The 22,837-nt window shown below is 56.4% G+C and carries 24 protein-coding genes and 1 pseudogene; 11 read left to right on the top strand and 14 right to left on the bottom strand.

What is annotated here, in order from left to right:
• Positions 1-17: 17 nt before the first annotated feature.
• From SK50_RS09615 to nfsA, 8 genes are all read right to left on the bottom strand, one after another.
• A complete protein-coding gene (locus SK50_RS09615) occupies positions 18-515 on the bottom strand; it encodes a YbjO family protein (protein WP_085929694.1) in 498 nt (165 codons plus the stop codon).
• 42 nt (positions 516-557) lie between these two features.
• Positions 558-1,403 carry a putrescine ABC transporter permease PotI gene (gene potI, locus SK50_RS09610; protein WP_003858378.1) on the bottom strand — a complete coding sequence of 282 codons (846 nt, stop codon included), beginning with the start codon at positions 1,401-1,403 and terminating at the stop codon, positions 558-560.
• Positions 1,400-2,353: a putrescine ABC transporter permease PotH gene (gene potH, locus SK50_RS09605; protein ID WP_017693731.1), complete on the bottom strand. Its 954-nt coding sequence runs from the start codon at positions 2,351-2,353 to the stop codon at positions 1,400-1,402. The genes potI and potH overlap by 4 nt, the downstream gene beginning before the upstream one ends.
• 9 nt (positions 2,354-2,362) lie before the next feature.
• On the bottom strand, positions 2,363-3,496 hold the full coding sequence (potG, locus tag SK50_RS09600) for a putrescine ABC transporter ATP-binding subunit PotG (protein ID WP_048229338.1): 1,134 nt from the start codon (positions 3,494-3,496) through the stop codon (positions 2,363-2,365).
• A 143-nt stretch (positions 3,497-3,639) separates the two neighbouring features.
• The gene (potF, locus tag SK50_RS09595) at positions 3,640-4,752 is read right to left on the bottom strand and encodes a spermidine/putrescine ABC transporter substrate-binding protein PotF (RefSeq protein WP_015571013.1); all 1,113 of its coding nucleotides are present in this window, start codon (positions 4,750-4,752) and stop codon (positions 3,640-3,642) included.
• 350 nt (positions 4,753-5,102) lie between these two features.
• On the bottom strand, positions 5,103-5,579 hold the full coding sequence (locus tag SK50_RS09590) for a YbjN domain-containing protein (RefSeq protein ID WP_003858385.1): 477 nt from the start codon (positions 5,577-5,579) through the stop codon (positions 5,103-5,105).
• 63 nt (positions 5,580-5,642) lie between these two features.
• A complete protein-coding gene (rimK, locus tag SK50_RS09585; RefSeq protein WP_017693733.1) occupies positions 5,643-6,545 on the bottom strand; it encodes a 30S ribosomal protein S6--L-glutamate ligase in 903 nt (300 codons plus the stop codon).
• Between the two features lie 64 nt (positions 6,546-6,609).
• A complete protein-coding gene (gene nfsA, locus SK50_RS09580) occupies positions 6,610-7,332 on the bottom strand; it encodes a nitroreductase NfsA (protein WP_015571015.1) in 723 nt (240 codons plus the stop codon).
• Positions 7,333-7,517: 185 nt separating this feature from the next.
• Here nfsA and SK50_RS09575 point away from each other — a divergent pair, with 185 nt between their 5' ends.
• Positions 7,518-7,787, top strand: coding sequence for a GrxA family glutaredoxin (locus tag SK50_RS09575; RefSeq protein ID WP_006809455.1), 270 nt, complete (start codon positions 7,518-7,520; stop codon positions 7,785-7,787).
• A 30-nt stretch (positions 7,788-7,817) separates the two neighbouring features.
• Here SK50_RS09575 and SK50_RS09570 read toward each other — a convergent pair whose 3' ends face one another.
• Positions 7,818-8,192 carry an inner membrane protein YbjM gene (locus SK50_RS09570; RefSeq protein WP_017384878.1) on the bottom strand — a complete coding sequence of 125 codons (375 nt, stop codon included), beginning with the start codon at positions 8,190-8,192 and terminating at the stop codon, positions 7,818-7,820.
• 274 nt (positions 8,193-8,466) lie between these two features.
• Here SK50_RS09570 and SK50_RS09565 point away from each other — a divergent pair, with 274 nt between their 5' ends.
• The 4 genes from SK50_RS09565 (at position 8,467) to arsC (ending at position 12,497) form a co-directional block, all read left to right on the top strand.
• Positions 8,467-10,152, top strand: a complete 1,686-nt coding sequence (locus tag SK50_RS09565) for an aspartate:alanine antiporter (RefSeq protein WP_026080732.1) — start codon at positions 8,467-8,469, stop codon at positions 10,150-10,152.
• 250 nt (positions 10,153-10,402) lie between these two features.
• Positions 10,403-10,723, top strand: coding sequence for a metalloregulator ArsR/SmtB family transcription factor (locus SK50_RS09560; protein WP_015571018.1), 321 nt, complete (start codon positions 10,403-10,405; stop codon positions 10,721-10,723).
• Positions 10,724-10,763: 40 nt separating this feature from the next.
• The gene (locus SK50_RS09555; RefSeq protein WP_045343706.1) at positions 10,764-12,053 is read left to right on the top strand and encodes an arsenic transporter; all 1,290 of its coding nucleotides are present in this window, start codon (positions 10,764-10,766) and stop codon (positions 12,051-12,053) included.
• Positions 12,054-12,065: 12 nt separating this feature from the next.
• Positions 12,066-12,497: a glutaredoxin-dependent arsenate reductase gene (arsC, locus tag SK50_RS09550; protein ID WP_015571020.1), complete on the top strand. Its 432-nt coding sequence runs from the start codon at positions 12,066-12,068 to the stop codon at positions 12,495-12,497.
• 21 nt (positions 12,498-12,518) lie between these two features.
• Here arsC and SK50_RS09545 read toward each other — a convergent pair whose 3' ends face one another.
• Entirely contained in the window at positions 12,519-13,070 is a 552-nt protein-coding gene (locus SK50_RS09545; RefSeq protein WP_015571021.1) for a TetR/AcrR family transcriptional regulator, read from the bottom strand.
• Between the two features lie 82 nt (positions 13,071-13,152).
• Between SK50_RS09545 and SK50_RS09540 the strand changes: the two genes are divergently transcribed.
• Together SK50_RS09540 and SK50_RS09535 are read left to right on the top strand one after the other, a co-directional pair.
• A complete protein-coding gene (locus SK50_RS09540) occupies positions 13,153-14,367 on the top strand; it encodes an MFS transporter (RefSeq protein WP_017384883.1) in 1,215 nt (404 codons plus the stop codon).
• The gene (locus SK50_RS09535; protein ID WP_022650681.1) at positions 14,357-15,169 is read left to right on the top strand and encodes a Cof-type HAD-IIB family hydrolase; all 813 of its coding nucleotides are present in this window, start codon (positions 14,357-14,359) and stop codon (positions 15,167-15,169) included. The genes SK50_RS09540 and SK50_RS09535 overlap by 11 nt, the downstream gene beginning before the upstream one ends.
• A 112-nt stretch (positions 15,170-15,281) precedes the next feature.
• On the opposite strand, the gene SK50_RS09530 is transcribed toward SK50_RS09535, so the two are convergent.
• Positions 15,282-16,514 (bottom strand): MFS transporter, encoded by a 1,233-nt coding sequence (locus SK50_RS09530; protein WP_045343707.1) that lies wholly within the window; start codon positions 16,512-16,514, stop codon positions 15,282-15,284.
• A 167-nt stretch (positions 16,515-16,681) separates the two neighbouring features.
• On the opposite strand from SK50_RS09530, the gene SK50_RS09525 reads away from it, so the two are divergent.
• From SK50_RS09525 to deoR, 3 genes are all read left to right on the top strand, one after another.
• On the top strand, positions 16,682-17,410 hold the full coding sequence (locus SK50_RS09525) for a phosphatase PAP2 family protein (RefSeq protein WP_045343709.1): 729 nt from the start codon (positions 16,682-16,684) through the stop codon (positions 17,408-17,410).
• Between the two features lie 7 nt (positions 17,411-17,417).
• The gene (gene ybjG / locus SK50_RS09520) at positions 17,418-18,026 is read left to right on the top strand and encodes an undecaprenyl-diphosphate phosphatase (protein WP_015571025.1); all 609 of its coding nucleotides are present in this window, start codon (positions 17,418-17,420) and stop codon (positions 18,024-18,026) included.
• A 67-nt stretch (positions 18,027-18,093) separates the two neighbouring features.
• Positions 18,094-18,852: a DNA-binding transcriptional repressor DeoR gene (deoR, locus tag SK50_RS09515; RefSeq protein ID WP_017384886.1), complete on the top strand. Its 759-nt coding sequence runs from the start codon at positions 18,094-18,096 to the stop codon at positions 18,850-18,852.
• An 84-nt stretch (positions 18,853-18,936) separates the two neighbouring features.
• Here the strand turns inward: deoR and dacC are convergent, their stop codons facing one another.
• Entirely contained in the window at positions 18,937-20,142 is a 1,206-nt protein-coding gene (gene dacC, locus SK50_RS09510; RefSeq protein WP_023296184.1) for a serine-type D-Ala-D-Ala carboxypeptidase, read from the bottom strand.
• Positions 20,143-20,385: 243 nt separating this feature from the next.
• On the opposite strand from dacC, the gene SK50_RS09505 reads away from it, so the two are divergent.
• Positions 20,386-21,012, top strand: a complete 627-nt coding sequence (locus SK50_RS09505) for a glutathione S-transferase family protein (protein WP_015571026.1) — start codon at positions 20,386-20,388, stop codon at positions 21,010-21,012.
• Here the strand turns inward: SK50_RS09505 and SK50_RS09500 are convergent.
• Both SK50_RS09500 and bssR read right to left on the bottom strand, forming a co-directional pair.
• Positions 21,013-22,130 (bottom strand): annotated as a pseudogene (locus SK50_RS09500) (PQQ-dependent sugar dehydrogenase).
• Positions 22,131-22,236: 106 nt separating this feature from the next.
• Positions 22,237-22,620, bottom strand: coding sequence for a biofilm formation regulator BssR (bssR, locus tag SK50_RS09495; protein WP_032620009.1), 384 nt, complete (start codon positions 22,618-22,620; stop codon positions 22,237-22,239).
• Positions 22,621-22,837: the final 217 nt, after the last annotated feature.

Below are 22,837 nucleotides of genomic sequence, written 5' to 3'. Positions count from 1 at the left end.
GGCTGCGATTATACACATTATTGCAGGCGGAAGAACCGCCGACTGGAAGCCGGGAGATAAAGCAGGCAGAGCACCAGCATATCCGGCAGTTTTTGCATCACCAGTGAATGGAAAATCTCGCGTCGCGACTCACCGGGTATGCTGAACAGCTCCGGATAGCCATAGCCCAGCGAGGCGGCCCACAGGTAGCCTGCGGCGGTGATCTGCGTAAGCAGATACACCCAGCGCGCCCAGTTACGTCCTTTCACCAGCGAGAACGCACAGTAGATCTCAATAAACACCAGCATCAGGCTGCTGAGAAACACCAGCGTCAGATTCCACGTCTGCGCGCTGCGGTGAATAAATTCCCCCATTCCGCGCGGACCCAGCGTGTTCATTATCATCAGCACATCCAGGCAGCGGATCATAATAATGGCGAGCGCCGCCACCTGCACCAGTGCAGGGACGTTCGGACGAGCGTGCGAATGACGTGTTTTTTGTAAGAATCCCAATGTTTTTACTTCCCTGAAAAACAGTGCCGCGTCATACGCGGCACATCATTGAAAATAGTAATTCCTTCAGCCGCGTCTTGCACGCTGGATATCGCGCACACGCTGTTTTTCCGCGCGCGCCATCAAATACCAGGCGATAAATCCGACAATTCCGACCACGCCAAGGATGATGGACGCCAGGGCGTTGATCTCCGGATTCACCCCCATCCGCACGCTGGAGAAGACCAGCATCGGCAGCGTCGTCGCGCCCGGCCCCGACACAAAGCTGGCGATAACCAGATCGTCGAGCGAGAGCGTGAACGCCAGCAGCCAGCCGGAGATCACCGCCGGCATAATCATCGGCAGCGTGATGATGAAAAAGACCTTCAGCGGCGTTGCGCCGAGATCCATCGCCGCCTCTTCAATGGAGCGATCCAGCTCGCGCAGTCGCGAGGAGATCACCACCGCCACATACGCCGTACAGAAGGTGACATGTGCCAGCCAGATGGTGAGCATCCCGCGATCCGCTGGCCAGCCGATGGCGTGCGCCAGCGCGACAAACAGCAGCAGTAGCGACAGGCCGGTGATGACGTCCGGCATAACCAGCGGGGCGGTGATCATAAACGCGAAACCATTCGCCCCGCGGAAACGGCCAAAGCGCACCATCACCAGCGCGGCGATAGTGCCCAGCACGCAGGCCATCGTCGCCGCCAGCGCCGCAATGGTCAGGCTCAGCCCCACCGCGCTCATCATCGCATCATCATGGAACAGCTCGCTGTACCAGCGCGTGGACCAGCCCGCCCAGACGGTGACCAGCTTAGAGCTGTTGAACGAGTAGATCACCAGCATCAGCATTGGCGCATACAGGAAGGTAAAGCCGATAATCAGGATCGCAATTCGCCACGGGGAGCGTACTACCGGTAAGTTGTTCATCCGTGGTCTCCCATCTGTTTCTGCTGATGTTTGTGGAACCACATGATCGGCACGATCAGCAGCAGTAACATGACGATCGCCACCGCCGAGGCCACCGGCCAGTCGCGGTTATTGAAGAACTCCTGCCACAGCACGCGGCCAATCATGATACTGTCCGGGCCGCCGAGCAGTTCCGGGATCACAAACTCCCCGACCGCCGGGATAAACACCAGCATCGATCCGGCGATGATCCCGCCTTTGGTGAGCGGCACAATGACGCTGAAGAAAGTCTTCAACGGGCGTGCGCCGAGATCCAGCGAGGCTTCCACCAGCGAGTAATCGATTCGCGTCAGCGCCGTATAGATCGGCAGCACCATAAACGGCAGATAGGCATAGACAATCCCGATATACACCGCAAGGTTGGTGTGCAGGATCGTCAGCGGCTGGTCGATGACCCCAAGCCACAGCAGGAAATTATTCAGTATGCCGTTATTCTTCAGGATCCCCATCCACGCGTACACGCGGATCAGGAACGACGTCCACGACGGTAAAATGACCAACAGCAGTAAAATATTTCGCGTCGACGGCTTGCTGTGCGCCACTGCCCACGCCAGCGGGTAGCCCATCAACAAGCAGCAAATCGTAGAAATGGCCGCAACCTGTAACGACTGCAAATAGGCTTCGAAATAGAGCGGATCGTCGGTCAGTTGCAGGAAATTACCGAGGTTTAAGGTCAGCGTCAGCTGCCCGTCGGCCCACTCCCACAGATCGGTATACGGTGGGATCGCCCGCGCCATCTCCGCCAGGCTGATCTTAAAGACGATCAGGAACGGCAGCAGAAACAGCAGGATCAGCCAGATATAGGGCATGGCGATGACCAGCTTGCGGCCATGCGCCATCTGCATGCGCGCCAGCCAGAGCGCGAAACCGCCCGGTTTTTTGACGCGGGCTGGAGGTTCAAGTGTGCTCATGACCGCTCCTTATACCGTCAGGACTACGCAACTGTCCGCATCCCAGCAGAGGCTCACTTCGTCGCCCCAGGTTGGCTGTCCCTTGCGATACCGGTGTTCGTTCTGTAACTGGGCGCTGAGCATCTGGCCGCTTTTCAGGCGCACATGGTAAATCGACAGATCGCCGAGATAGGCAATGTGCACCACTTCGCCCACGGCAAAGTTATAGCCATCGGCGGGCGGCTCATCGCAAAGCATGATTTTTTCCGGGCGCAGGGCAACGTAAACCGGCACGTTGTCCACCACGGAGTTATCAGAATCAACCTTCAGCGGGTGCACCAGCCCCGGCGATTCAATCACCAGACCGTCGTCCTGGCGTTCCTTCAGTAGCCCTTCGAAGACGTTCACCGAGCCGATGAACTCCGCGCTGTAGCGGGTTGTCGGGTGTTCATAGATCTCTTCCGGCTCGCCGATCTGCACGAACTTACCGCGATTCATGATCGCAATGCGCCCGGCCATGGTCATCGCCTCTTCCTGATCGTGGGTCACCATCACGCAGGTCACCCCCACGCGCTCGAGGATATCCACCACTTCCAGCTGCATCCGGTCGCGCAGCTTTTTATCCAGCGCGCCCATCGGCTCGTCGAGCAGTAATAATTTTGGTCGCTTCGCCAGACTTCTTGCCAGCGCCACGCGCTGACGCTGGCCGCCGGAAAGCTGATGCGGCTTACGCTTCGCAAACTCCTGCATATGCACCAGGCTCAGCATCTCTGCCACGCGCGCGGTGATTTCGGCTTTCGGCAGTTTGTCCTGCTTCAGGCCGAAGGCGATGTTCTGCTCAACGGTCATGTGCGGGAACAGGGCATAGGACTGGAACATCATGTTTATGGGCCGCTGGTACGGCGGCACGCTGGAGAGGTCTACCCCATCCAGCACGATCTGCCCGGCGGTAGGATGTTCAAAGCCTGCCAGCATACGCAGCAGTGTTGATTTGCCGCAGCCCGATGCGCCGAGCAAAGCAAAAATTTCACCTTTGTAGATCGTCAGGCTGACATCGTCCACGGCATGCTGGCCGTCGAAGGATTTGGTGAGGTTACGAATTTCAAGAAGCGGGGTCAGCGCTTTACGGACTTTCGCCTGCGGGCGGGGGATAGCGTCATTCACGGGGTGCTCTCCGGCATAGATCAACACTGGTGCAAACGCACCGTCAGGGTGCGCATCGCCGGGCGGCGCTAACGCTTGCCCGGCCTACGGGATCTGTCGGCCCGGTAAGCGACAGCGCCACCGGGCAACGATATCAAACGCCGTTACTTACCGCTTTTCACCTTGGTCCACGCGCGGGTACGCACACGGTCAATTTTCGGTTCCTGCACTTTCAGGGTGAAGAGCTTGGCAAACACATCGGCTGGCGGATAGATCGCCGGATTATTGCGGATTTCTTCGCTCACCAGCGGCACGGAGGCCTTGTTACCGTTGGCGTAGTAGACATGGTCGCTGATGTGGGCAATCACCTCCGGACGCATCAGGTAGTTGAGGAATTGATACGCTTCCTCTTTATTTTTCGCATCAGCCGGCATCGCGAAGACGTCGAAGAACGCCAGCGCCCCCTCCTTCGGAATGAAGTAGGAAACATTTACGCCGTTTTTGGCCTCTTTCGCGCGGTTCGCCGCCTGCCAGACATCGCCCGCCCAGCCGATGGCCACGCAGATATCCCCGTTAGCCAGGTCGTTGATGTACTGAGAGGAGTGGAAGTAGCGAATATTCGGACGCAGCTTCAGGAGCAGGTCGGTTGCCGGACCGGTGTAGTCGTCGGCCTTGCTGCTGTTAGGATCTTTGCCGAGATAGTTAAGCACGGTGGCGAAAATCTCTTCCGGCGCATCGAGGAAAGAGACGCCGCAGCTTTTCAGCTTCTCGAGGTTTTCCGGCTTCAGCACCACGTCCCAGCTGTCCAGCTTGACGTCCGGGCCCAGCGCCGCTTTGACTTTATCCACGTTATAGCCAATACCGGTGGTCGCCCACAGGTAAGGCATCGCGTATTTATTCTCCGGATCGTGCTTCGCCACCAGCTTCAGCACGTCCGGATCGAGGTTTTTCCAGTTCGGTAATTTGCTCTTGTCCAGCGGCTGGAAGACACCGGCGGTCAGCTGACGCTCCAGGAAGCTTGCCGACGGCACCACCAGATCGAAACCGGTGCTGCCCGCCATCAGTTTGCCTTCCAGCACTTCGTTGGAATCGAATACGTCGTAGACAACCTTAATGCCGGTCTCTTTTTCAAAATTCGCGACGGTGTCCGGCGCAATATAGTCAGACCAGTTATAGACGTGCAGCGTTTTTTGTTCCGCAGCGAGCGTGCCGGCAGAGACGGCCATCAGAGCACCCGCAACCAGACCCGATAACCATTTTTTATTCAAGGCGATCATATTGTTATTCCTTCTGAAAGTTCGTTAACAAACGAACCAAAACTGTGCAGCTTGAAGATATGCAATAATCATGCATAGTTTGTCGCTCTGCCCGAAATAAAATACCCCCCTCTTCCCGGCAGGTTCCGCTCGCTTTTTTAAGCACCGCAAGAATAACTGTAGCCCGTGTCTCCGGCTATAGCCCAGACGAAAAAACGCCTTTTATCAATTTTTTATGCAGATTATGTCTACGTGATAAGCCGAAACGGCCGGAGAGGAGGTGAAAAACTCTTTAAAGAAAGGTTAAAAGCAGCAGAAAAAACGGTGTTATGCAGCCGCTCTGGCAGCGACTGCGCAAAAGTCAGACAGGCTTAGTGGAGAAAATTGGGAGATGCATCATTATTCTCGGCATCATCTTCCGCGCTATACAGCAGGTGATGTGCGTTGGCTTCCATCATTACCATTGAAATTTGCTCTTCGCTCAGGCGCATAAACCAGGCGAATTGCTTGAAGGAGAGCCCCGCGCCGGAGAATAAAGACTGGCAAACCACCAGCTTTGGCAGATTATCATCCTGTATGTCGAGAAACGCTTTCACCGTCAAAGAACTGGCGTTGATCGCTGACAGATCAGACGCCAGCGCCAGCAGCGCAGAAGGCTTTACTTCAGCCAGCGCCGAGAACAGGATCACGTCGTTAATCAGATCGATTTTGGCATCGAAAATGCCATCGAAATTTTGCATGTGAGGCAGATGCAGCGCCTGGCAGGAGTCGCATTCGAAGAAAGTAATACCGGCATCATCGAGCCATTGACGTAACGTATCCAGTGTAGGTACGACCTGTAAATCCATCGCTGTGCAGCCTCTTAAATAAAAACGTTGTCCAGATTACGCAAAAAGTGCGCGCCGATCCATTTAACCGCCCGTTTTCAGGCAAAATCCCGGCGTCGCATGGCGTTCAATCCATGCGATCATTTTACCTGCAATATCGACGCCTGTGGTTTTTTCCACCCCTTCCAGCCCCGGCGAGGCGTTGACTTCCATCACCAGCGGCCCGCGCCCGGCACGCAGCAGATCGACCCCCGCCACGTCCAGGCCCAGCGTCTGCGCTGCTTTCACAGCAATCTCGCGCTCGCGCTCGCTAATAAGGGCCACCCGCGCGATACCGCCGCGGTGCAGGTTAGAGCGGAAGTCGCCCTCTTTTGCCTGCCGCTCTATGGCGGCCACCACTTCATCGCCCACCACAAAGCAGCGAATGTCGCACCCGTTGGCCTCTTTAATATACTCCTGCACCAGAATATGGGCATTCAGACCGCGAAACGCGTCGATCACGCTTTCCGCCGCCTGACGCGTCTCCGCCAGTACCACCCCAATACCCTGCGTACCTTCCACCAGCTTAATAACCAGCGGCGCACCGCCCACCATGTCGATTAAATCGCTGGTGTCGTCCGGGGAGTGGGCAATCCCGGTGACGGGCAGATCGATCCCCTGGCGCGCCAGCAGTTGCAGCGAGCGCAGCTTATCGCGGGCGCGTGAGATCGCCACGGACTCGTTGAGCGGATAGCTTCCCAGCATTTCAAACTGGCGCAGCGCAGCCGTACCGTAATAGGTGATCTGGGAGCCAATGCGGGGGATCACCGCATCAAAATGCGGGAGTTTGCGGCCTTTGTAATGAATCGACGATGCCGCAGGGTCGATGTTCATATAGCAGGACATCGGATCGAGGATCTCAATCTGATGTCCGCGTTTCGCCGCCGCTTCTCGCAGGCGTTTACATGAATAGAGCGTTCCATCCCGGGACAATATGGCAATTTTCACCCTGCACCTCTCTAAAGACATGGTAAAAGCCTGCCTATCATACACGAGGCGCAGGAGGAATGGACTACCGCGTTGCCCAGCCCTGTTTGTGCAGGTAATCAAGAATGAACGGGCGGTTCTCCTTGATGATGGTGCGACGAATATGGTCGCTCCAGGTGTCGCGGCGGTTGTTGCTGTCGCGCGTCAGATAGTAGTTCGCCAGCTCTTCATCGTATTGATGCAGAACGTCCTGGTCGACCGGCTGGTAGTGGTTTTCATGCACCAGCATCGCAGCAGGAATGCGCGGCTTCAGATCCGGGTTATCCGCCGGCCAGCCGAGGCACAGACCAAACAGCGGCAGCACGTGTTTCGGCAGCTTCAGCAGTTCCGTCACGCTTTCGATGTTGTTACGCAGCCCGCCAATATAGACGCCGCCAAGCCCCAGCGATTCCGCCGCCGTGAACGCGTTTTGCGCCATCAGCGCCGTATCCACCACGCCCAGCAGCAGCTGTTCCGCCAGCCCCAGCTCGGCCTCGGGGCAGATTTGCAGATGACGGTTAAAATCGGCGCAGAACACCCAGAACTCAGCCGCCTGGGCAACGTGCTTTTGTCCGCCCGTCAGCGTTACCAGCTGCTCACGCATCGCCGGATCGGTGATGCGGATAATGGAGCTGCACTGCAAAAAGCTGGAGCTGGAGGTGCCTCTTGCGCTGTCGATGATCGCTTCCCGCTGCGCCTGGGTAATCGGCTCATCGGTGAAATGGCGAATGGAACGGTGGGAACGAAGCAGGTCAATGGTTGGCGTCATTTTGTCTCTCTTTGTGTTGCGTAAAACGTATGGCAGCCAGTATAGGCAATGATCCACCTGATGTAATTGGCGAAACATAGCCTGACTGTATCAAAGTGACAGGTGAAACCTTCTTTCCATGACGGCAGGTTATCGTGCACTATAGGCGCCATTCGCCGTCAGGCTTGTTTTTTGAGGAGAGAGAAATGTTTGCAGTAATTTTTGGTCGTCCAGGATGCCCTTACTGTGTACGCGCGAAAGAGCTGGCAGAGAAACTGACTGAAGAACGTGATGATTTCAACTTCCGTTACGTGGATATCCACGCGGAAGGCATCACTAAAGCCGATCTGGAAAAAACCGTGGGTAAACCGGTTGAAACCGTGCCGCAGATCTTCCTCGATCAGAAACACATCGGCGGCTGCACTGATTTTGAGGCCTACGCCAAAGAACACCTGGGCCTGTTTGCGGCTCAGTAATGCGAAGACGCCCTCACCCTGAGGGCGTTTTTATTTACGGTGCTTCCTCTGTTGCAGCAGGCTGCGCGTAAATAAGAAACAGAGCGCGCCCAGCGCACACCAGAAAACGCCACTCAGTAGCCACGCCACTTCCTGCCAGACGCTTCTCGACGAGAGAAACAGCACGCGCATCAGAAGCAGGCAGAGCGGGGCCGCAAGCATTGCCCCAATAAGCGGCATCACCACCTCGCCTTTACGCGAGAGAAAACCGGCGACTACCCCCGGCAGGATGAAGAACAACAGGCCCAGCTCGGGATGACCGGACGCTCTGAAGGCGCCTTTCACGTTAAAAGCGAGCGACATGCAAACGACCGTAAACAGCAAAAAACAGCTGATTACGCCAGCCCAGTTTCGTTTAAAGTTCAAACTATCCTCCTGACTTATCTCTATCAAATACAAAAATCGTCCGGTGGACGCCCAGTCAGATAAAGCAATGCGGCAATCCTTGCCAAAGCACGCACAAAAGTCGTGCGATAATAGGTGGCTGTCGGTAGCTATTACGATTAAACTAACCGACTGCTAGTGTTTAGGGTATTTATCAGGAAGCAGGGAGATGCAAAGTGATTCCCTGACTCTGAAAACAGTAGCCCAAATAGTCCTTTCATTCAACAACTTACTGGTAAACAAGAAGTTAGCCTCCGTGAATATAAACGTCGCAGACTTGTTAAATGGGAATTACATCCTGTTATTATTTGTGGTACTGGCGCTGGGCCTTTGTCTGGGTAAATTACGCCTGGGTTCAGTTCAACTTGGTAATTCCATTGGCGTTTTAGTCGTCTCCCTGTTATTAGGTCAACAACATTTCAGTATTAACACGGACGCGCTTAACTTAGGTTTCATGCTGTTTATTTTTTGCGTAGGCGTGGAAGCCGGTCCGAACTTTTTTTCCATTTTCTTCCGAGACGGCAAAAATTACCTGATGCTGGCGCTGGTGATGGTCGGTAGCGCCCTGCTGATTGCGTTAGGGCTGGGCAAACTGTTTGGCTGGGACATCGGCTTAACGGCCGGTATGCTGGCAGGCTCGATGACCTCCACGCCGGTGCTTGTTGGCGCGGGGGATACGCTTCGTCATTCTGGCATGGCAGGCACGCAGCTTTCCTCCGCGCTAGACAACCTGAGTCTGGGCTATGCCCTGACCTATCTGATTGGTCTGGTGAGCCTGATTGTTGGCGCGCGCTATCTGCCAAAACTTCAGCATCAGGATCTTCAGACCAGCGCCCAGACCATCGCCCGCGAGCGCGGCCTGGACACGGACTCCAAACGTAAAGTTTACCTGCCGGTGATCCGCGCCTACCGCGTCGGGCCGGAGCTGGTTGCCTGGACCGACGGGAAAAACCTGCGCGAGCTGGGGATCTACCGTCAGACCGGCTGCTACATCGAACGTATCCGTCGTAACGGCATTCTGGCAAACCCGGACGGTGACGCGGTGCTCCAGATGGGCGATGACATCGCCCTTGTTGGCTACCCGGACGCCCACGCGCGTCTCGATCCGAGCTTCCGCAACGGGAAAGAGGTGTTTGACCGCGACCTGCTGGACATGCGTATCGTCACCGAAGAGATTGTGGTGAAAAACCACAACGCCGTGGGCCGCCGTCTGGCACAGCTGAAGCTGACCGACCACGGTTGTTTCCTCAACCGCGTGATCCGCAGCCAGATTGAAATGCCTATCGACGATAACGTGGTGCTCAATAAAGGCGATGTGTTGCAGGTCAGCGGCGATGCCCGACGTGTTAAAACCGTTGCCGACCGTATCGGCTTTATCTCGATCCACAGCCAGGTGACGGACCTGTTAGCCTTCTGCGCCTTCTTCATTGTCGGCCTGATGATCGGGATGATAACCTTCCAGTTCAGCAACTTTAGCTTCGGCATTGGTAACGCAGCCGGTCTGCTGTTCGCCGGGATCATGCTGGGCTTCCTGCGAGCGAACCATCCCACCTTCGGCTATATCCCTCAGGGGGCGCTGAATATGGTGAAAGAGTTCGGTCTGATGGTCTTTATGGCGGGTGTCGGCTTAAGCGCCGGGAGCGGCATTGGCAACGGCCTGGGCGCGGTCGGCTGGCAAATGTTGGTTTCCGGACTTATCGTCAGCCTGGTACCGGTGGTGATCTGTTTCCTGTTCGGCGCCTACGTGCTGCGCATGAACCGCGCCCTGCTCTTCGGCGCGATGATGGGCGCGCGCACCTGCGCACCGGCGATGGAGATCATCAGCGACACTGCGCGCAGCAATATCCCGGCGCTGGGCTATGCAGGCACGTACGCCATCGCCAACGTGCTGCTGACGCTGGCGGGTACGCTGATCATCATTATCTGGCCAGGACTCGGATAAATCTCAAGTTTGCGTGTAGCTGAAAAAATTTTCGTTACGCGCAGAACTTTTTACGCAGGGTGCAGTCATAACTAGTGCCACTGCTTTTCTTTGATGTCCCCAATTTGTGGAGCCCATCAACCCCGCCGTTTTGGTTCAAGGTTGATGGGTTTTTTGTTGCCTGAAACTTGCTCATTTTGCCATTTTCGCTTTCTCCTCGCCCTGCAAACATATATGATTTAACACATATGAATATACGCAGGATCATCCGATGCTTCACCCCGTTCAGCTCTTCAAAACCCTCTCCGACGAAACGCGCCTCTCCATCGTCATGCTTCTGCGTGAAGCGGGCGAGCTGTGCGTCTGCGATCTCTGCTCCGCTACCAACGAGCCGCAGCCGAAAGTCTCCCGCCACATGGCCTTACTGCGCGAGGCCGGGCTGGCCATCGACCGTCGCGAGGGTAAGTGGATCTACTACCGTCTCTCTCCCAACATGCCTGCATGGGCGGCAACCGTTATCGACACCAGCTGGAACTGCCTGCGGGAAGAGACGCGTATGAAGCTGAAAAACCGACTTCCGGGCTCGTGCTGACCAAAACACATTCACAATAACAGATATAACGGAGTAAAAGATGTTTCTGGCAGGGGCTATTTTTCTGTTTACGCTGGTACTGGTTATCTGGCAGCCCAAAGGGCTCAGTATCGGCTGGAGCGCCACCATTGGCGCCGTGCTGGCGCTGATGAGCGGCGTGATCCACATCAACGATATCCCTGTGGTATGGAATATCGTCTGGAATGCGACGGCAACGTTCATCGCCGTCATCATTATCAGCCTGCTTCTGGATGAGTCCGGCTTTTTCGAGTGGGCCGCGCTGCACGTTGCCCGCTGGGGAAACGGTCGCGGGCGATTGCTGTTTACCTGGATCGTGCTGCTGGGCGCAGCCGTGGCGGCGCTGTTTGCCAATGACGGCGCGGCGCTGATCCTCACCCCTATCGTCATCGCTATGCTGCTGGCGCTGGGGTTCAGCAAGCAGGCTACGCTGGCGTTCGTGATGGCGGCGGGATTTATCGCCGATACCGCCAGCCTGCCGCTGATTGTCTCCAACCTGGTCAACATTGTGTCGGCGGACTTCTTTAAGCTGGGCTTCAGCGAATACGCCTCGGTGATGATCCCGGTTGATATCGCTGCGATTGCCGCAACGCTGGTGATGCTGCATCTGTTCTTCCGAAAAGAAATTCCCCACGAATATGACCAGGCAAAACTCCGCGAGCCCGCACGGGCCATTCACGACCTGCCAACGTTCAGAACGGGCTGGATCGTGCTGCTGCTACTGCTTGTCGGTTTCTTTGTGCTTGAACCTCTGGGTATCCCGGTCAGCGCTATCGCAACAACTGGCGCGCTGATTTTGTTTGCCGTTGCTAAACGCGGGCACGCCATTAACACTGGAAAAGTGCTGCGCGGCGCGCCGTGGCAAATTGTTATCTTCTCGCTGGGGATGTATCTGGTGGTGTATGGCCTGCGCAACGCCGGGCTGACGGAGTCTCTTTCAGGCGTTCTTGATCACTTAGCCGGATACGGACTCTGGATCACCACGCTGGGAACCGGATTTATCACCGCCTTCCTGTCATCCATAATGAACAATATGCCAACGGTGCTGATTGGCGCGCTCTCCATTGAGGGTAGTGCTGCAACAGGGTTGGTTAAAGAGGCAATGATTTACGCTAACGTGATTGGCTGCGATTTGGGGCCGAAAATTACCCCCATAGGAAGTCTGGCTACCCTGCTCTGGCTCCATGTGCTGGCACAGAAAAACATGACTGTTACCTGGGGCTACTACTTCAGGACGGGCATCATAATGACCCTGCCGGTTCTCTTTGTGACGCTCGCCGCACTCGCGCTACGTCTCTCCTTCACACCATAATGAGTCACTGATATGAGCTACATCACCATTTATCACAACCCCGCCTGCGGCACGTCGCGCAATACGCTGGAGATGATCCGCAACAGCGGTACGGAACCAGAGATTGTCCTCTATCTGGAAAACCCGCCGTCACGCGATCAACTGACCAGGCTGATTGCAGACATGGGGATTTCCGTGTGCGATCTGCTGCGCAAAAACGTCGAGCCTTATGAGCAACTGGGCCTTGCCGGGGGAAATTTCACCGATGACCAGCTTATCGATTTCATGCTGCAATACCCCATCCTGATTAACCGTCCGATTGTGGTGACACCGCTGGGCACCCGTCTGTGCCGTCCTTCTGAAGTCGTTCTCGACATCCTTCCGGACGCGCAAAAAGGGGCATTTACAAAGGAAGATGGCGAAGTCGTCGTTGACGCCAGCGGGAAAAAAATCTCCCGACAATAAGCGTAGCCGGGGCGAGTGCTATCAGACGGTATCCTCGCCTGCAATCCGCCCCACCATCACCCGGATCTCCTCCCGGGTTAACGGCGACCGATCGGTCACAAAATGCAGCGTCATCCCCTCGATAAACGCATCCAGCGCGCGGGCGGTGGCCGGATCAAACCACTGCTCCAGCGTAGCCTGGCTCATCTTCATCCAGTCCTGCATCACCGTTTTCAGCGCGGCGCTGCGGTGCATAAACGCGTACAGCTGATACATCAGCGCCATATTGTGTGGCGTGGTCACGGCTGAACTGTGGATCAGCGTGGTAATGGCCTCGCACGCCCTCTCGCGCCCCGTAACCCCCGCGAAGAAATCCCGGTACTGCTGAGACATCTGCTGCGTAAACCACGTGAATGCCTCCTCCAGAAGCGACTCCATCCCGTCGAAATAGTAGGTCATCGACCCCAGCGGCACGCCTGCGCAGGTGGCAATTTTGCGGTGCGTGACGGCATGAATACCGTGCTCAGCAATGGTGTCCAGCGTCGCCTGGAGTATCTTCTCGCGGCGGTTAGGGTCGTTCGGTGGTCTGCTCATAAAATCCTCATCCGGTTTATGTACAAATGTACACAAAGTTGCTAGTGTTGTCGCTATTGTTGTACTTCTGGTGCTGATCCCAATGACGCTAACTTCTCCTCGCAAAGCCCTGCATCTGCGCATGTGGGCGCTATTTATGTTCTTCTTCATCCCCGGGCTGCTGATGGCTTCCTGGGCAACGCGCACCCCGGCAATCCGCGATACGCTATCCGTTTCGACGGCGGAGATGGGGATCGTGCTGTTTGGCCTGTCGATTGGCTCGATGAGCGGCATCCTCTGCTCGGCCTGGCTGGTGAAACGCTTTGGCACGCGCGCGGTGATCCGCACCACCATGTGCTGCGCCGTGGTGGGAATGCTCGGTCTGAGCGTGGCGCTGTGGTTCGCCTCGCCGCTGATGTTTGCCCTTGGGCTGATGGTATTTGGCGGCAGCTTTGGTGCGGCGGAAGTGGCCATTAACGTCGAGGGGGCCGCCGTTGAACAGGCGATGAACAAAACGGTGCTGCCGATGATGCATGGCTTTTACAGCCTCGGCACGCTGGCGGGCGCGGGCATAGGGATGGCGCTGACGGCGCTGGGCATTGCGGCCAATGTGCACATTTTACTCGCGGCGCTGGTCTGTATTATCCCGATCCTCACCGGCATCAGGGCTATTCCCGCTGGCACAGGACAAAATGCCTCGGACGAACAGAAGTCTGCGGCAAAAGGGTTGCCCTTCTATCGCGATTTCCAGCTGATGCTGATTGGCGTGGTGGTACTGGCGATGGCGTTTGCTGAAGGCTCCGCCAACGACTGGCTACCGTTGCTGATGGTGGACGGGCACGGATTTAGCCCCACCTCCGGCTCGCTGATTTACGCCGGGTTTACGCTCGGCATGACCGTCGGACGCTTTACCGGGGGCTGGTTTATCGACCGTTACAGCCGCGTGGCTGTCGTCCGTGCCAGCGCCCTGCTGGGTGGGCTGGGCATCGCGATGATTATCTTTGTGGATGTGGACTGGATTGCCGGCGTGTCGGTGATCCTGTGGGGACTGGGCGCCTCCCTTGGCTTCCCGCTGACCATTTCCGCTGCCAGCGATACCGGCCCCGACGCGCCGACGCGCGTGAGCGTCGTGGCGACCACGGGCTACCTCGCTTTCCTGGTGGGCCCGCCGCTGCTTGGATTCCTCGGTGAGCACTACGGGTTACGCAGCGCGATGCTGGTGGTATTAGGGTTAGTCATTATTGCCGCCCTGGTGGCGCGAGCGGTGGCAAAACCGGAAGCAGAAACAACGTCAATGGAGAAGGGATATGAGCGTTAAACTGATTGCAGTCGACATGGATGGCTCCTTCCTGAGCGATGCGAAAACCTATAACCGCGCGCGTTTTCTGGCGCAGTACGCGCGCATGAAAGCGCAAGGCATCCGTTTTGTGGTCGCCAGCGGAAACCAGTACTACCAGCTGATCTCATTTTTCCCGGAGATCGCCCATGAAATTGCCTTCGTTGCCGAAAACGGCGGCTGGGTGGTGGATGCGGGCGAAGATGTGTTTAACGGCGAACTGTCGAAAGAGCACTTCCTGACCGTCGCCACCCTGTTAAACGACGTGCCCGGCATTGAGATAATTGCCTGCGGAAAAAACAGCGCCTACACGCTGAAAACGTATAACGACCTCTTCAAAGAGATTGCTGCGAAATACTATCACCGCCTTGAAAGCGTCAGCAGCTTTGACAACCTCAACGATATTTTCTTCAAATTCGGGCTAAACGTCTCTGACGACGAAATTCCGCGCATTCAGGCGCTGCTGCATGAGAAGCTTGGCGACATCATGGTGCCGGTGACCACGGGACACGGTAGTATCGACCTGATTATCCCCGGCGTACACAAAGCTAACGGCCTGCGGATCCTGCAAGCGCGCTGGGGCATTGAGGACAGTGAAGTGGTGGCCTTTGGCGACAGCGGTAACGACGTGGAGATGTTGCGCCAGGCTGGGTTTGGCTTCGCGATGGCCAATGCCAGACCGCACATTAAGGCGGTGGCCCGCTATGAAGCGCCGAACAATAATGACGAAGGGGTGCTGGACGTAATTGATAGGGTGCTGGACGGGGAGGCGCCGTTTAATTGATTCCGTGCGCTCTGGTGCCCTCATCCTACCCTCCCACACAGGGCTGAGGGTTCCCCACAAAATAATGCCTGCACAGACGGCCCCCTCTCCCTTGAGGGAGAGGGAATAAGGATTACGGTTGCAGGGCGTTTCCGACGCGTTTGTCTTTCAGGAATACCACCATCAGGGCAATCCACAGCACGCCGTTGGCGAGGTTAAACAGGTTGAACAGTCCGTTACCGCCGAAAGCATAGGCATGCTTGCTCACCTCAATACCGACGGTGAAAATCAGCATTTGCAGCATCCCCATCGCGGCAGACACCGTGCCTTTACTCATTTCACTGGCGAACAGCGTCAGGCGCACCAGGCCAGCATTCGCCACGCCAATACCAAACGCATAAACGCTCAGCCCCGCCGTCATCCACAGGTACGCATGGGACGAGACTACGGTCGCCACCGCCGCGATAATCAGCCCTGCCGGTATGGGCCAGCCACCCATAATAATCAGCGAACGCACGGTACGACGCGACGTCAGACGCGCCAGCACCAGGTTACCGATAATCAACGCGCCAAAAATCGGCACCTGTAACAGGCCATACTCATAGCTGCTAAGCTGCTCGCCGCTGATGATAATAACCGGCGACTGGGCAATCCACGCCAGCAGCGGCAGGCTGACAAAGCCCGTCGCCAGCGCGCCCGCGACAAAACGGCCGTTTTTCAGCACCGCCTTATAATCACGCCCCAGCTCTTTAAGCGAGAGCTTTTCGCCCAGGCGGGTGGCGGTCTCCGGCATCGCACGGTGCAGCCCAAAGAAAGAGATGGCCGCAAGCGCGGCAAAGAGGACGAACATCCCTTCCCACGGCGCAACGTGGACCCATGCGGCTCCGACCAGCGGCCCCAGAAGCGGCGCAATCAGCGCCACGTTCGCCATCAGCGCGGTTATTTTGATACATACCGCCTCCTCAAACGACTCCTGAATAGCGGCGTAGCCCACGGCGCCAATAAAGCACAGGCTCACGCCCTGAAGGAAACGCAGCAGCGTGAATTGCTCAATGTTCTGCGCCAGCAGCGTGGCGAGACAGGTGACGATAAACCACACCACGCCCGTCAGCATCACCGGGCGGCGGCCAATACGATCCGACAGCGGCCCTAAAAGCCACTGTAAAAACATGCCGCCCGCCAGATAGGCGGTCATGGATGTAGGTACCCACTCAATACCTGCGTTGTACTGCTCAACCACAGCCAGCATGCCTGGCTGGATCATGTCGTTGCCGATGTAGGTAGAGAATTCGTAAAGCACCAGACACAGAGGAAAAAGTAACGCCTGACGACCCAGACGATTACCGGAAGAAGAACGGTTTATCATGCAATCTCTTTAGTATGAAAAAATCGCGATGAGTGTAATGAATTGCCGCTGTCTGAGATAGCATAATCACGTGAAAACACAGAAATAAGGCACTTATCGTTGTTGTTTAAGGTTTCCTTAAGTTGCCCTCCCTATGATAGTGCTATTTCACGTTATTGACCGAAACTATGACACACGCCGTCAGCCCTTCAGAATTATCTAAGTTACCGACAAATAAGACAAAAAGCCTTTACCGTTTGTCTGCCCGCTTTTATGGTTATCAGCTTTTCGGGCTGATCGTCCTTGCGCTGCTTTTTACCTGGCTTTCGCGCGATGAATCGCTTGACCGATGGATAACCGGCTTCTGGTATGACGCGGCGACGCACCATTTCCCGCTACAGCAAAACCCGCTGCTGGATCTGCTGAACCATCGGCTGGCGAAATATGTGACCATTGCGCTGGCTGCCGCATCGCTGATTTACGGCGCTTACAAACGCAATGCCCGGCTGGTGACGGCCGCGCTTCTGATGGGGCTGGGGGCGCTGGTAGTTGGGGTGCTGAAAAGCATAAGCCACCACAGCTGTCCGTGGGATCTGGTGGAGTATGGCGGCAAAGCCGTCTCGTATCCCCTGTTCAGCGCCGTTCCGGCAGACAGCGGACCGGGACGCTGCTTTCCCGGCGGCCACGCCTCAAGCGGGTTTATGGTGATGGGGTTGTTTTTTGCCTTCTGGCGTGAACGTCCGCGCCTGGCATGGTCCTTTGTCGCGTTAGGCGTTGTTATGGGGCTGCTGATGGGATTCGGGCAGGTCATGCGCGGCGCGCATTTTTTCTCTCACAACCTGTGGGCCGGGTGGTGGGTCTGGTTTTCCCAGGTGCTGGTTTACGGGCTGGTTTCCACCTGGTTTGCTAAAGAGTAACGAGATTATGTTAGAAAATCTGAACTACGAACTGTTTTACCTGCTCAACGCCACGCCAGCATCACCGGAATGGATGATCGATCTCGCCACCTTCATTGCGAAAGATGTGATCAGCATTGTACCGGCGCTGGCGGTGATCCTCTGGTTATGGGGACCTCGTACACAGGTCACCGCCCAGCGCCATCTGGTGATCAAAATGGCGATGGCGATCGGCGTGAGCGTGCTGGCAAGCTACGTGCTGGGCCACGCCTTTCCGCACGATCGTCCGTTTGTCGATCGCGTCGGCTACAACTTCCTGCACCATGCGCCGGATGACTCGTTCCCGAGCGATCACGGCACGGTGATCTTCACCTTTGCGCTGGCCTTCCTGTTCTGGCATCGCCTGTGGTCTGGCATGGTGCTGATGGGGGTGGCGGTCGCCATCGCCTGGTCCCGCGTCTACCTGGGCGTGCACTGGCCGCTGGATATGGTCGGCGGTTTCCTGGTGGGGCTGATGGGCTGCGTCAGCGCAGCCATCCTGTGGAGCCTCTTTGGTCCGGCGCTTTATCGTGGATTATCACAGGCCTATCGCGTTCTGTTTGCCCTTCCGATCCGCAAAGGCTGGATACGTGACTAACCCCGGTCCGTCAGGTTACACTTGAGCCCCCGCCCTGCGGGGGCTCACTTTTTTAGCCCGAGGATCTATGGAAACACGTCGCGATGACCGCATTGCTCAGCTGCTTCAGGCGCTGAAGCGCAGCGATAAGCTGCATCTTAAGGAAGCCGCTACCCTGCTTGGCGTGTCTGAAATGACCATTCGTCGCGATCTGAACAGCGACAGCGCCCCCGTTGTGCTGCTTGGCGGGTATATTGTTCTGGAGCCGCGTAGCGCCAGCCATTATCTGTTAAGCGATCAAAAAACACGCCTGGTGGAAGAGAAGCGCAAAGCCGCGCGGCTCGCCGCCTCGCTGGTGCAGCCGCATCAAACGCTGTTTTTTGACTGCGGTACGACAACCCCGTGGATCATCGAGGCCATCGACAGCACCGTTCCCTTTACCGCCGTCTGTTATTCGCTAAACACCTTCCTGGCCTTGCAGGAGAAACCGGCGTGCCGGGTGATTTTGTGCGGCGGCGAGTTTCATGCCAGCAACGCCATCTTCAAGCCGCTGAATATTCAGGACACGCTGAGCAATGTATGTCCGGATATCGCCTTTTACTCTGCGGCGGGTGTGAATGTGAAACAGGGGGCAACCTGTTTTAATCTTGAAGAGTTACCGGTGAAACAGTGGGCGCTCAACGCCGCACAGCAGCATGTGCTGGTGGTTGATCACAGTAAATTTGGCAAGGTTCGTCCGGCAAGGATGGGGGAACTGTCGCGCTTTGACGCCATCGTCAGTGATTGCCGCCCGGATGACGAGCTGGTGTCGTATGCAAAGGCGCAGCAGGTGAAGTTGATGTATTGAGGTTATGCCGGGTGGCGCTTCGCTTACCCGGCCTACAACAGCTCGAACGAAGGCCGGGTAAGCGCAGCGCCACCCGGCAAAAACCTAGCTGAACCAGCTGCCAAACCAGCCGTGGAACTTCATTAACACAAAGTCCCACATCCGGCTGAAGAAGCCCCCCTCTTCCACCGCTTCCATCACCACCAGCGGACGCTGCTCAATGGATTTGCCGTTAAGCTGGAAATCTATCGTCCCGACCACCTGGCCTTTTTTCAACGGCGCGGTCAGCTGTGGCTCGGTCAGGGTATAGCTGGCTTTCAGGTTTTTCAGCTGACCGCGTGGAATGGTGACGGACCCCGCTTCACCTGCCCCCAGGTTCACTTCACTTTTATCCCCAAACCAGACGCGCTGGCTGACGAAGGTGGCGTCCGGCTTAATCGGCGTGACGGTTTCAAAGAAGCGGAAACCCCAGGTCAGCAGTTTTTCGGATTCATTAAAACGAATGCGGTCGGTTTTCGTCCCCAGCACCACCGAGATCAGGCGCATGTCGCCCTGCGTCGCAGAAGCCACCAGGTTGTATCCGGCCCCGGCGGTCGTCCCCGTTTTCATGCCGTCCACGTTAACGTTACTGCTCCAGAGCAGACGGTTACGGTTAGGCTGGCGGATATTGTTGAAGGTAAACTCTTTCTCTTTATGGATGGCGTACTCATCCGGCACGTCATGGATCAGCGCTTTGCCCAGCAGCGCCATATCGCGCGCGGTACTGAACTGACCGGGCGCATCCAGGCCGTGAACGGTTTTAAAGGTGGTGTTGGTCAGACCCAGTTTTTGCGCGTAGCCATTCATCAACCCAATGAATGAGTCCTGACTGCCTGCGACGTAATCGGCCAGCGCAATACAGGCATCATTTCCCGACTGAATAATGACCCCTTTATTCAGATCGGAAACGGAGACCTGATCGCCGGGCTTCAGGAACATGACGGACGAGCCGCGCAGCGCCGGGTTACCCGTCGCCCAGGCATCTTTGCCGACGGTGACCATGTCATCCAGCTTGATCTTGCCCGCTTTCAACGCCTGGCCGACAACATAGCTGGTCATAATTTTCGTCAGGCTCGCCGGGTCGAGTTTTTCGTCGGCGTTACCTTCCGCCAGCACTTTCCCGCTGGCGTAATCCATCAGGATCCAGGCGCGCGCATCGACAGGCGGCGCTTCGGGCGCCGTCTGTTCCGCCGCATGGAGCGTTGGGGCAAAAAGGAAAAGCAGCGCCGAGCCTGCCGCCAGGCTGCGCAGAGAAGAAGTTTTTTGCGTCATAAATGCCACCCGAGTGTCCATTCTAAAAATCACGTCACAATCACCGTGTCGCAAGAAGCGATGAGTAATAGCGCACTACAGCGTTCAAAGAAACCTGTTCCAGGTAAAGTTTTTAAAGTTTATGCAATAACATTCAGATACGCTTTGATTGCGGCGTTTTTTTTAGCATCTGTTGCGTAATTGTTAGGTTTATCTCACCATGGCGAAAAGCTGACTCGGATTCACATCTCATCGGGAGTAAATATGATTACGCTGTGGGGCAGGAACAATTCGACTAACGTGAAGAAAGTGCTCTGGACGCTGGAGGAACTGGATTTACCGTTCAACCAAATCATGGCTGGCATGGCGTTCGGGGTGAATAAAGACGCCGACTATCTGGCGATGAACCCAAACGGACTGGTGCCGTTGCTGCGCGATGACGAGACAGACGCCACGCTGTGGGAGTCCAACACCATCGTGCGTTATCTCGCCGCGCAATACGGCCAGGGTCGCCTGTGGGTGGAAAATCCGGCCCGGCGCGCGCAGGGCGAAAAATGGATGGACTGGGCAAACCAGACGCTTTCCCCCACGCACCGGGTGATCCTGATGGGGCTGATCCGCACGCCGGAAGCCGAACGTGATTATCCCGCCATTCATGCCGCCCAGGACGCCTGCGAATCCCTGTTCGCGATGATGGACGACGAACTGGCGAAGCACACCTGGTTCTCCGGCGACACCTTCGGCGTGGGTGATATCGCCGTCGCCCCCTTCGTCTGGAACCTCACTAACATGGGTCTCAACTGGACCCCGCGCCCTCACCTGGAGCGCTGGATCCAGCAGCTTAGCGAGCGCCCGGCGTATCGCAACGTGGTGATGATCCCGGTGACCTGATTACGACCCGGACGGGCTGACTTTCAGCAGCTGCCCGTCCGTCTCGTCAGTCAGCACGTACAGATAGCCATCCGGCCCGACGCGCACATCGCGAATACGCTGATCTTTATCGCCCAGAATGCGTCCGTCCTCCGTCACGGTATTGCCCTTCACGCTCAGCACAATGACGTCTTTCTCCTTCAACGCGCCGATAAACAGCTTGTTTTTCCACTGCGGGAAGACGTCGCTGTTGTAGAACGCCATGCCGCTGACGGCGGGCGATACTTTCCAGACAAACAGCGGTTTTTCGGTGCCCTCAACGTGCTCGCCTTTCGCTTCCGGGATTTTCAGGCCGCTGTAATTAATCCCGTGCGTCGCCGGGGCCAGCCGTAGTTTTTGCCCTTCTCAGGAATGTTAATCTCATCCCCACCGCGTGGTCCGTGTTCGTTGAGCCACAGCGTGTCGCTCCACGGATTCATCGCCATCCCCTGCGGGTTGCGAATGCCATAGGACCAGATTTCAGGGCGCGCACCGGCGGTGTTCACAAACGGATTATCCGGCGGCACTTTTCCGTCCTCCGTCAGGCGCACCACCTTGCCCTGAAGCTTGTCCAGCTCCTGCGCCGTCGGGCGCTGGTTGTTTTCACCCAGGCCAATAAAGAGATAGCCTTTGCCGTCGAACACCAGCCGTCCGCCAAAGTGGTTGCCGGTAGAGAGCTTCGGCATCTGTCGGAACACCACCTGGAAGCCCTCAATGCGCGAAATGTCATCGCTCAACCGCCCGTAGCCCACGGCGGTACCCGCTTTGCCATCATTACCTGCCTCGGCGAAGCTGAGCCAGACCCGCCGTGACTGTGCAAAATCCGGGGCCAGCGCGACGTCCAGCAGTCCGCCCTGGCCGCTCGCCCACACTTTCGGCACGCCGACAATCGGATCGGAGAGCCCTTTTCCAGCCTGCCAGTGCTTAAGCTGCCCGTCTTTGAGCGTGATGAGCAGCCCCTTGTTATCTGGCAAAAACGCCAGCGACCAGGGGTGATCCAGTTTTGTCTGTAGCACGTCGACTTTAACCGTCTCAGGCGCTGCAAGCAGTGAAAGCGGGAATAACAAGACTGGAAGGAAAATCAACGAGGATCGAGGCATAACGCACTCCTTTATCGACATATGGCTTAAAGATTAGCCACTGTTCCCGGGTGCGTTACCACTTTTACAAAAGCTTAATCAGAAGGGGGAGTTGCCTCCCCCGGGTTCAGTGCCGGGCAAGCGTTTCCGGCTTGTTCAGACACATGATGCAAAGCGCGAGCGTGGTCAGGCAGTTTTCAAGCTTCTCCGCGTTAACGGCAATAAAATTCGGGCAGTCGTGACGTCCGTTCATCAAACAGACTCCGGCGATGGAGAGCACCTCGGCGGCGCGGCGCAGCGCCACTAATTCGCTTTCAGCGCAGTGCGCTTTCAGGATGGGTGCTTTTTCACGCATGAAATTGCAAAGTTCAAAGAAGTTATCACGCAGATTTTCGCTTTCGCTGACTGACATATACCCTTTCGCCTTGCGGAGTTGCAGATATGCGGCCAGGTCGATTCGGGCGTTGATCAGCTTGTTAAGCAGATCGCGTTTCAGTCTGTCAACGGACATGCTACTTCCTCCCCTGTCAGCCATGTTACCTTATTAAGGATAAGGTCATTTTTTGTACAATGTAATGCCTGAGATCAATAAACGATAACTGATTAACATTCTTTACAATGTTACAACGATTGCCCGCCTCAACTGCGCCATCAAGAGTGTATAAATCCCCCGCGATACGCTGTAAAATCCCGCCCTGATAACTCCATAATTGATGAATTTTTAACCT

This window comes from Enterobacter sp. BWH64, assembly GCF_001037645.1.
GTDB classification, from domain to species: Bacteria; Pseudomonadota; Gammaproteobacteria; order Enterobacterales; family Enterobacteriaceae; genus Enterobacter; species Enterobacter hormaechei_C.
The sequence above is the reverse complement of the archived record's forward strand: the minus strand, read 5'-3'. Positions and strand labels throughout refer to the sequence as shown.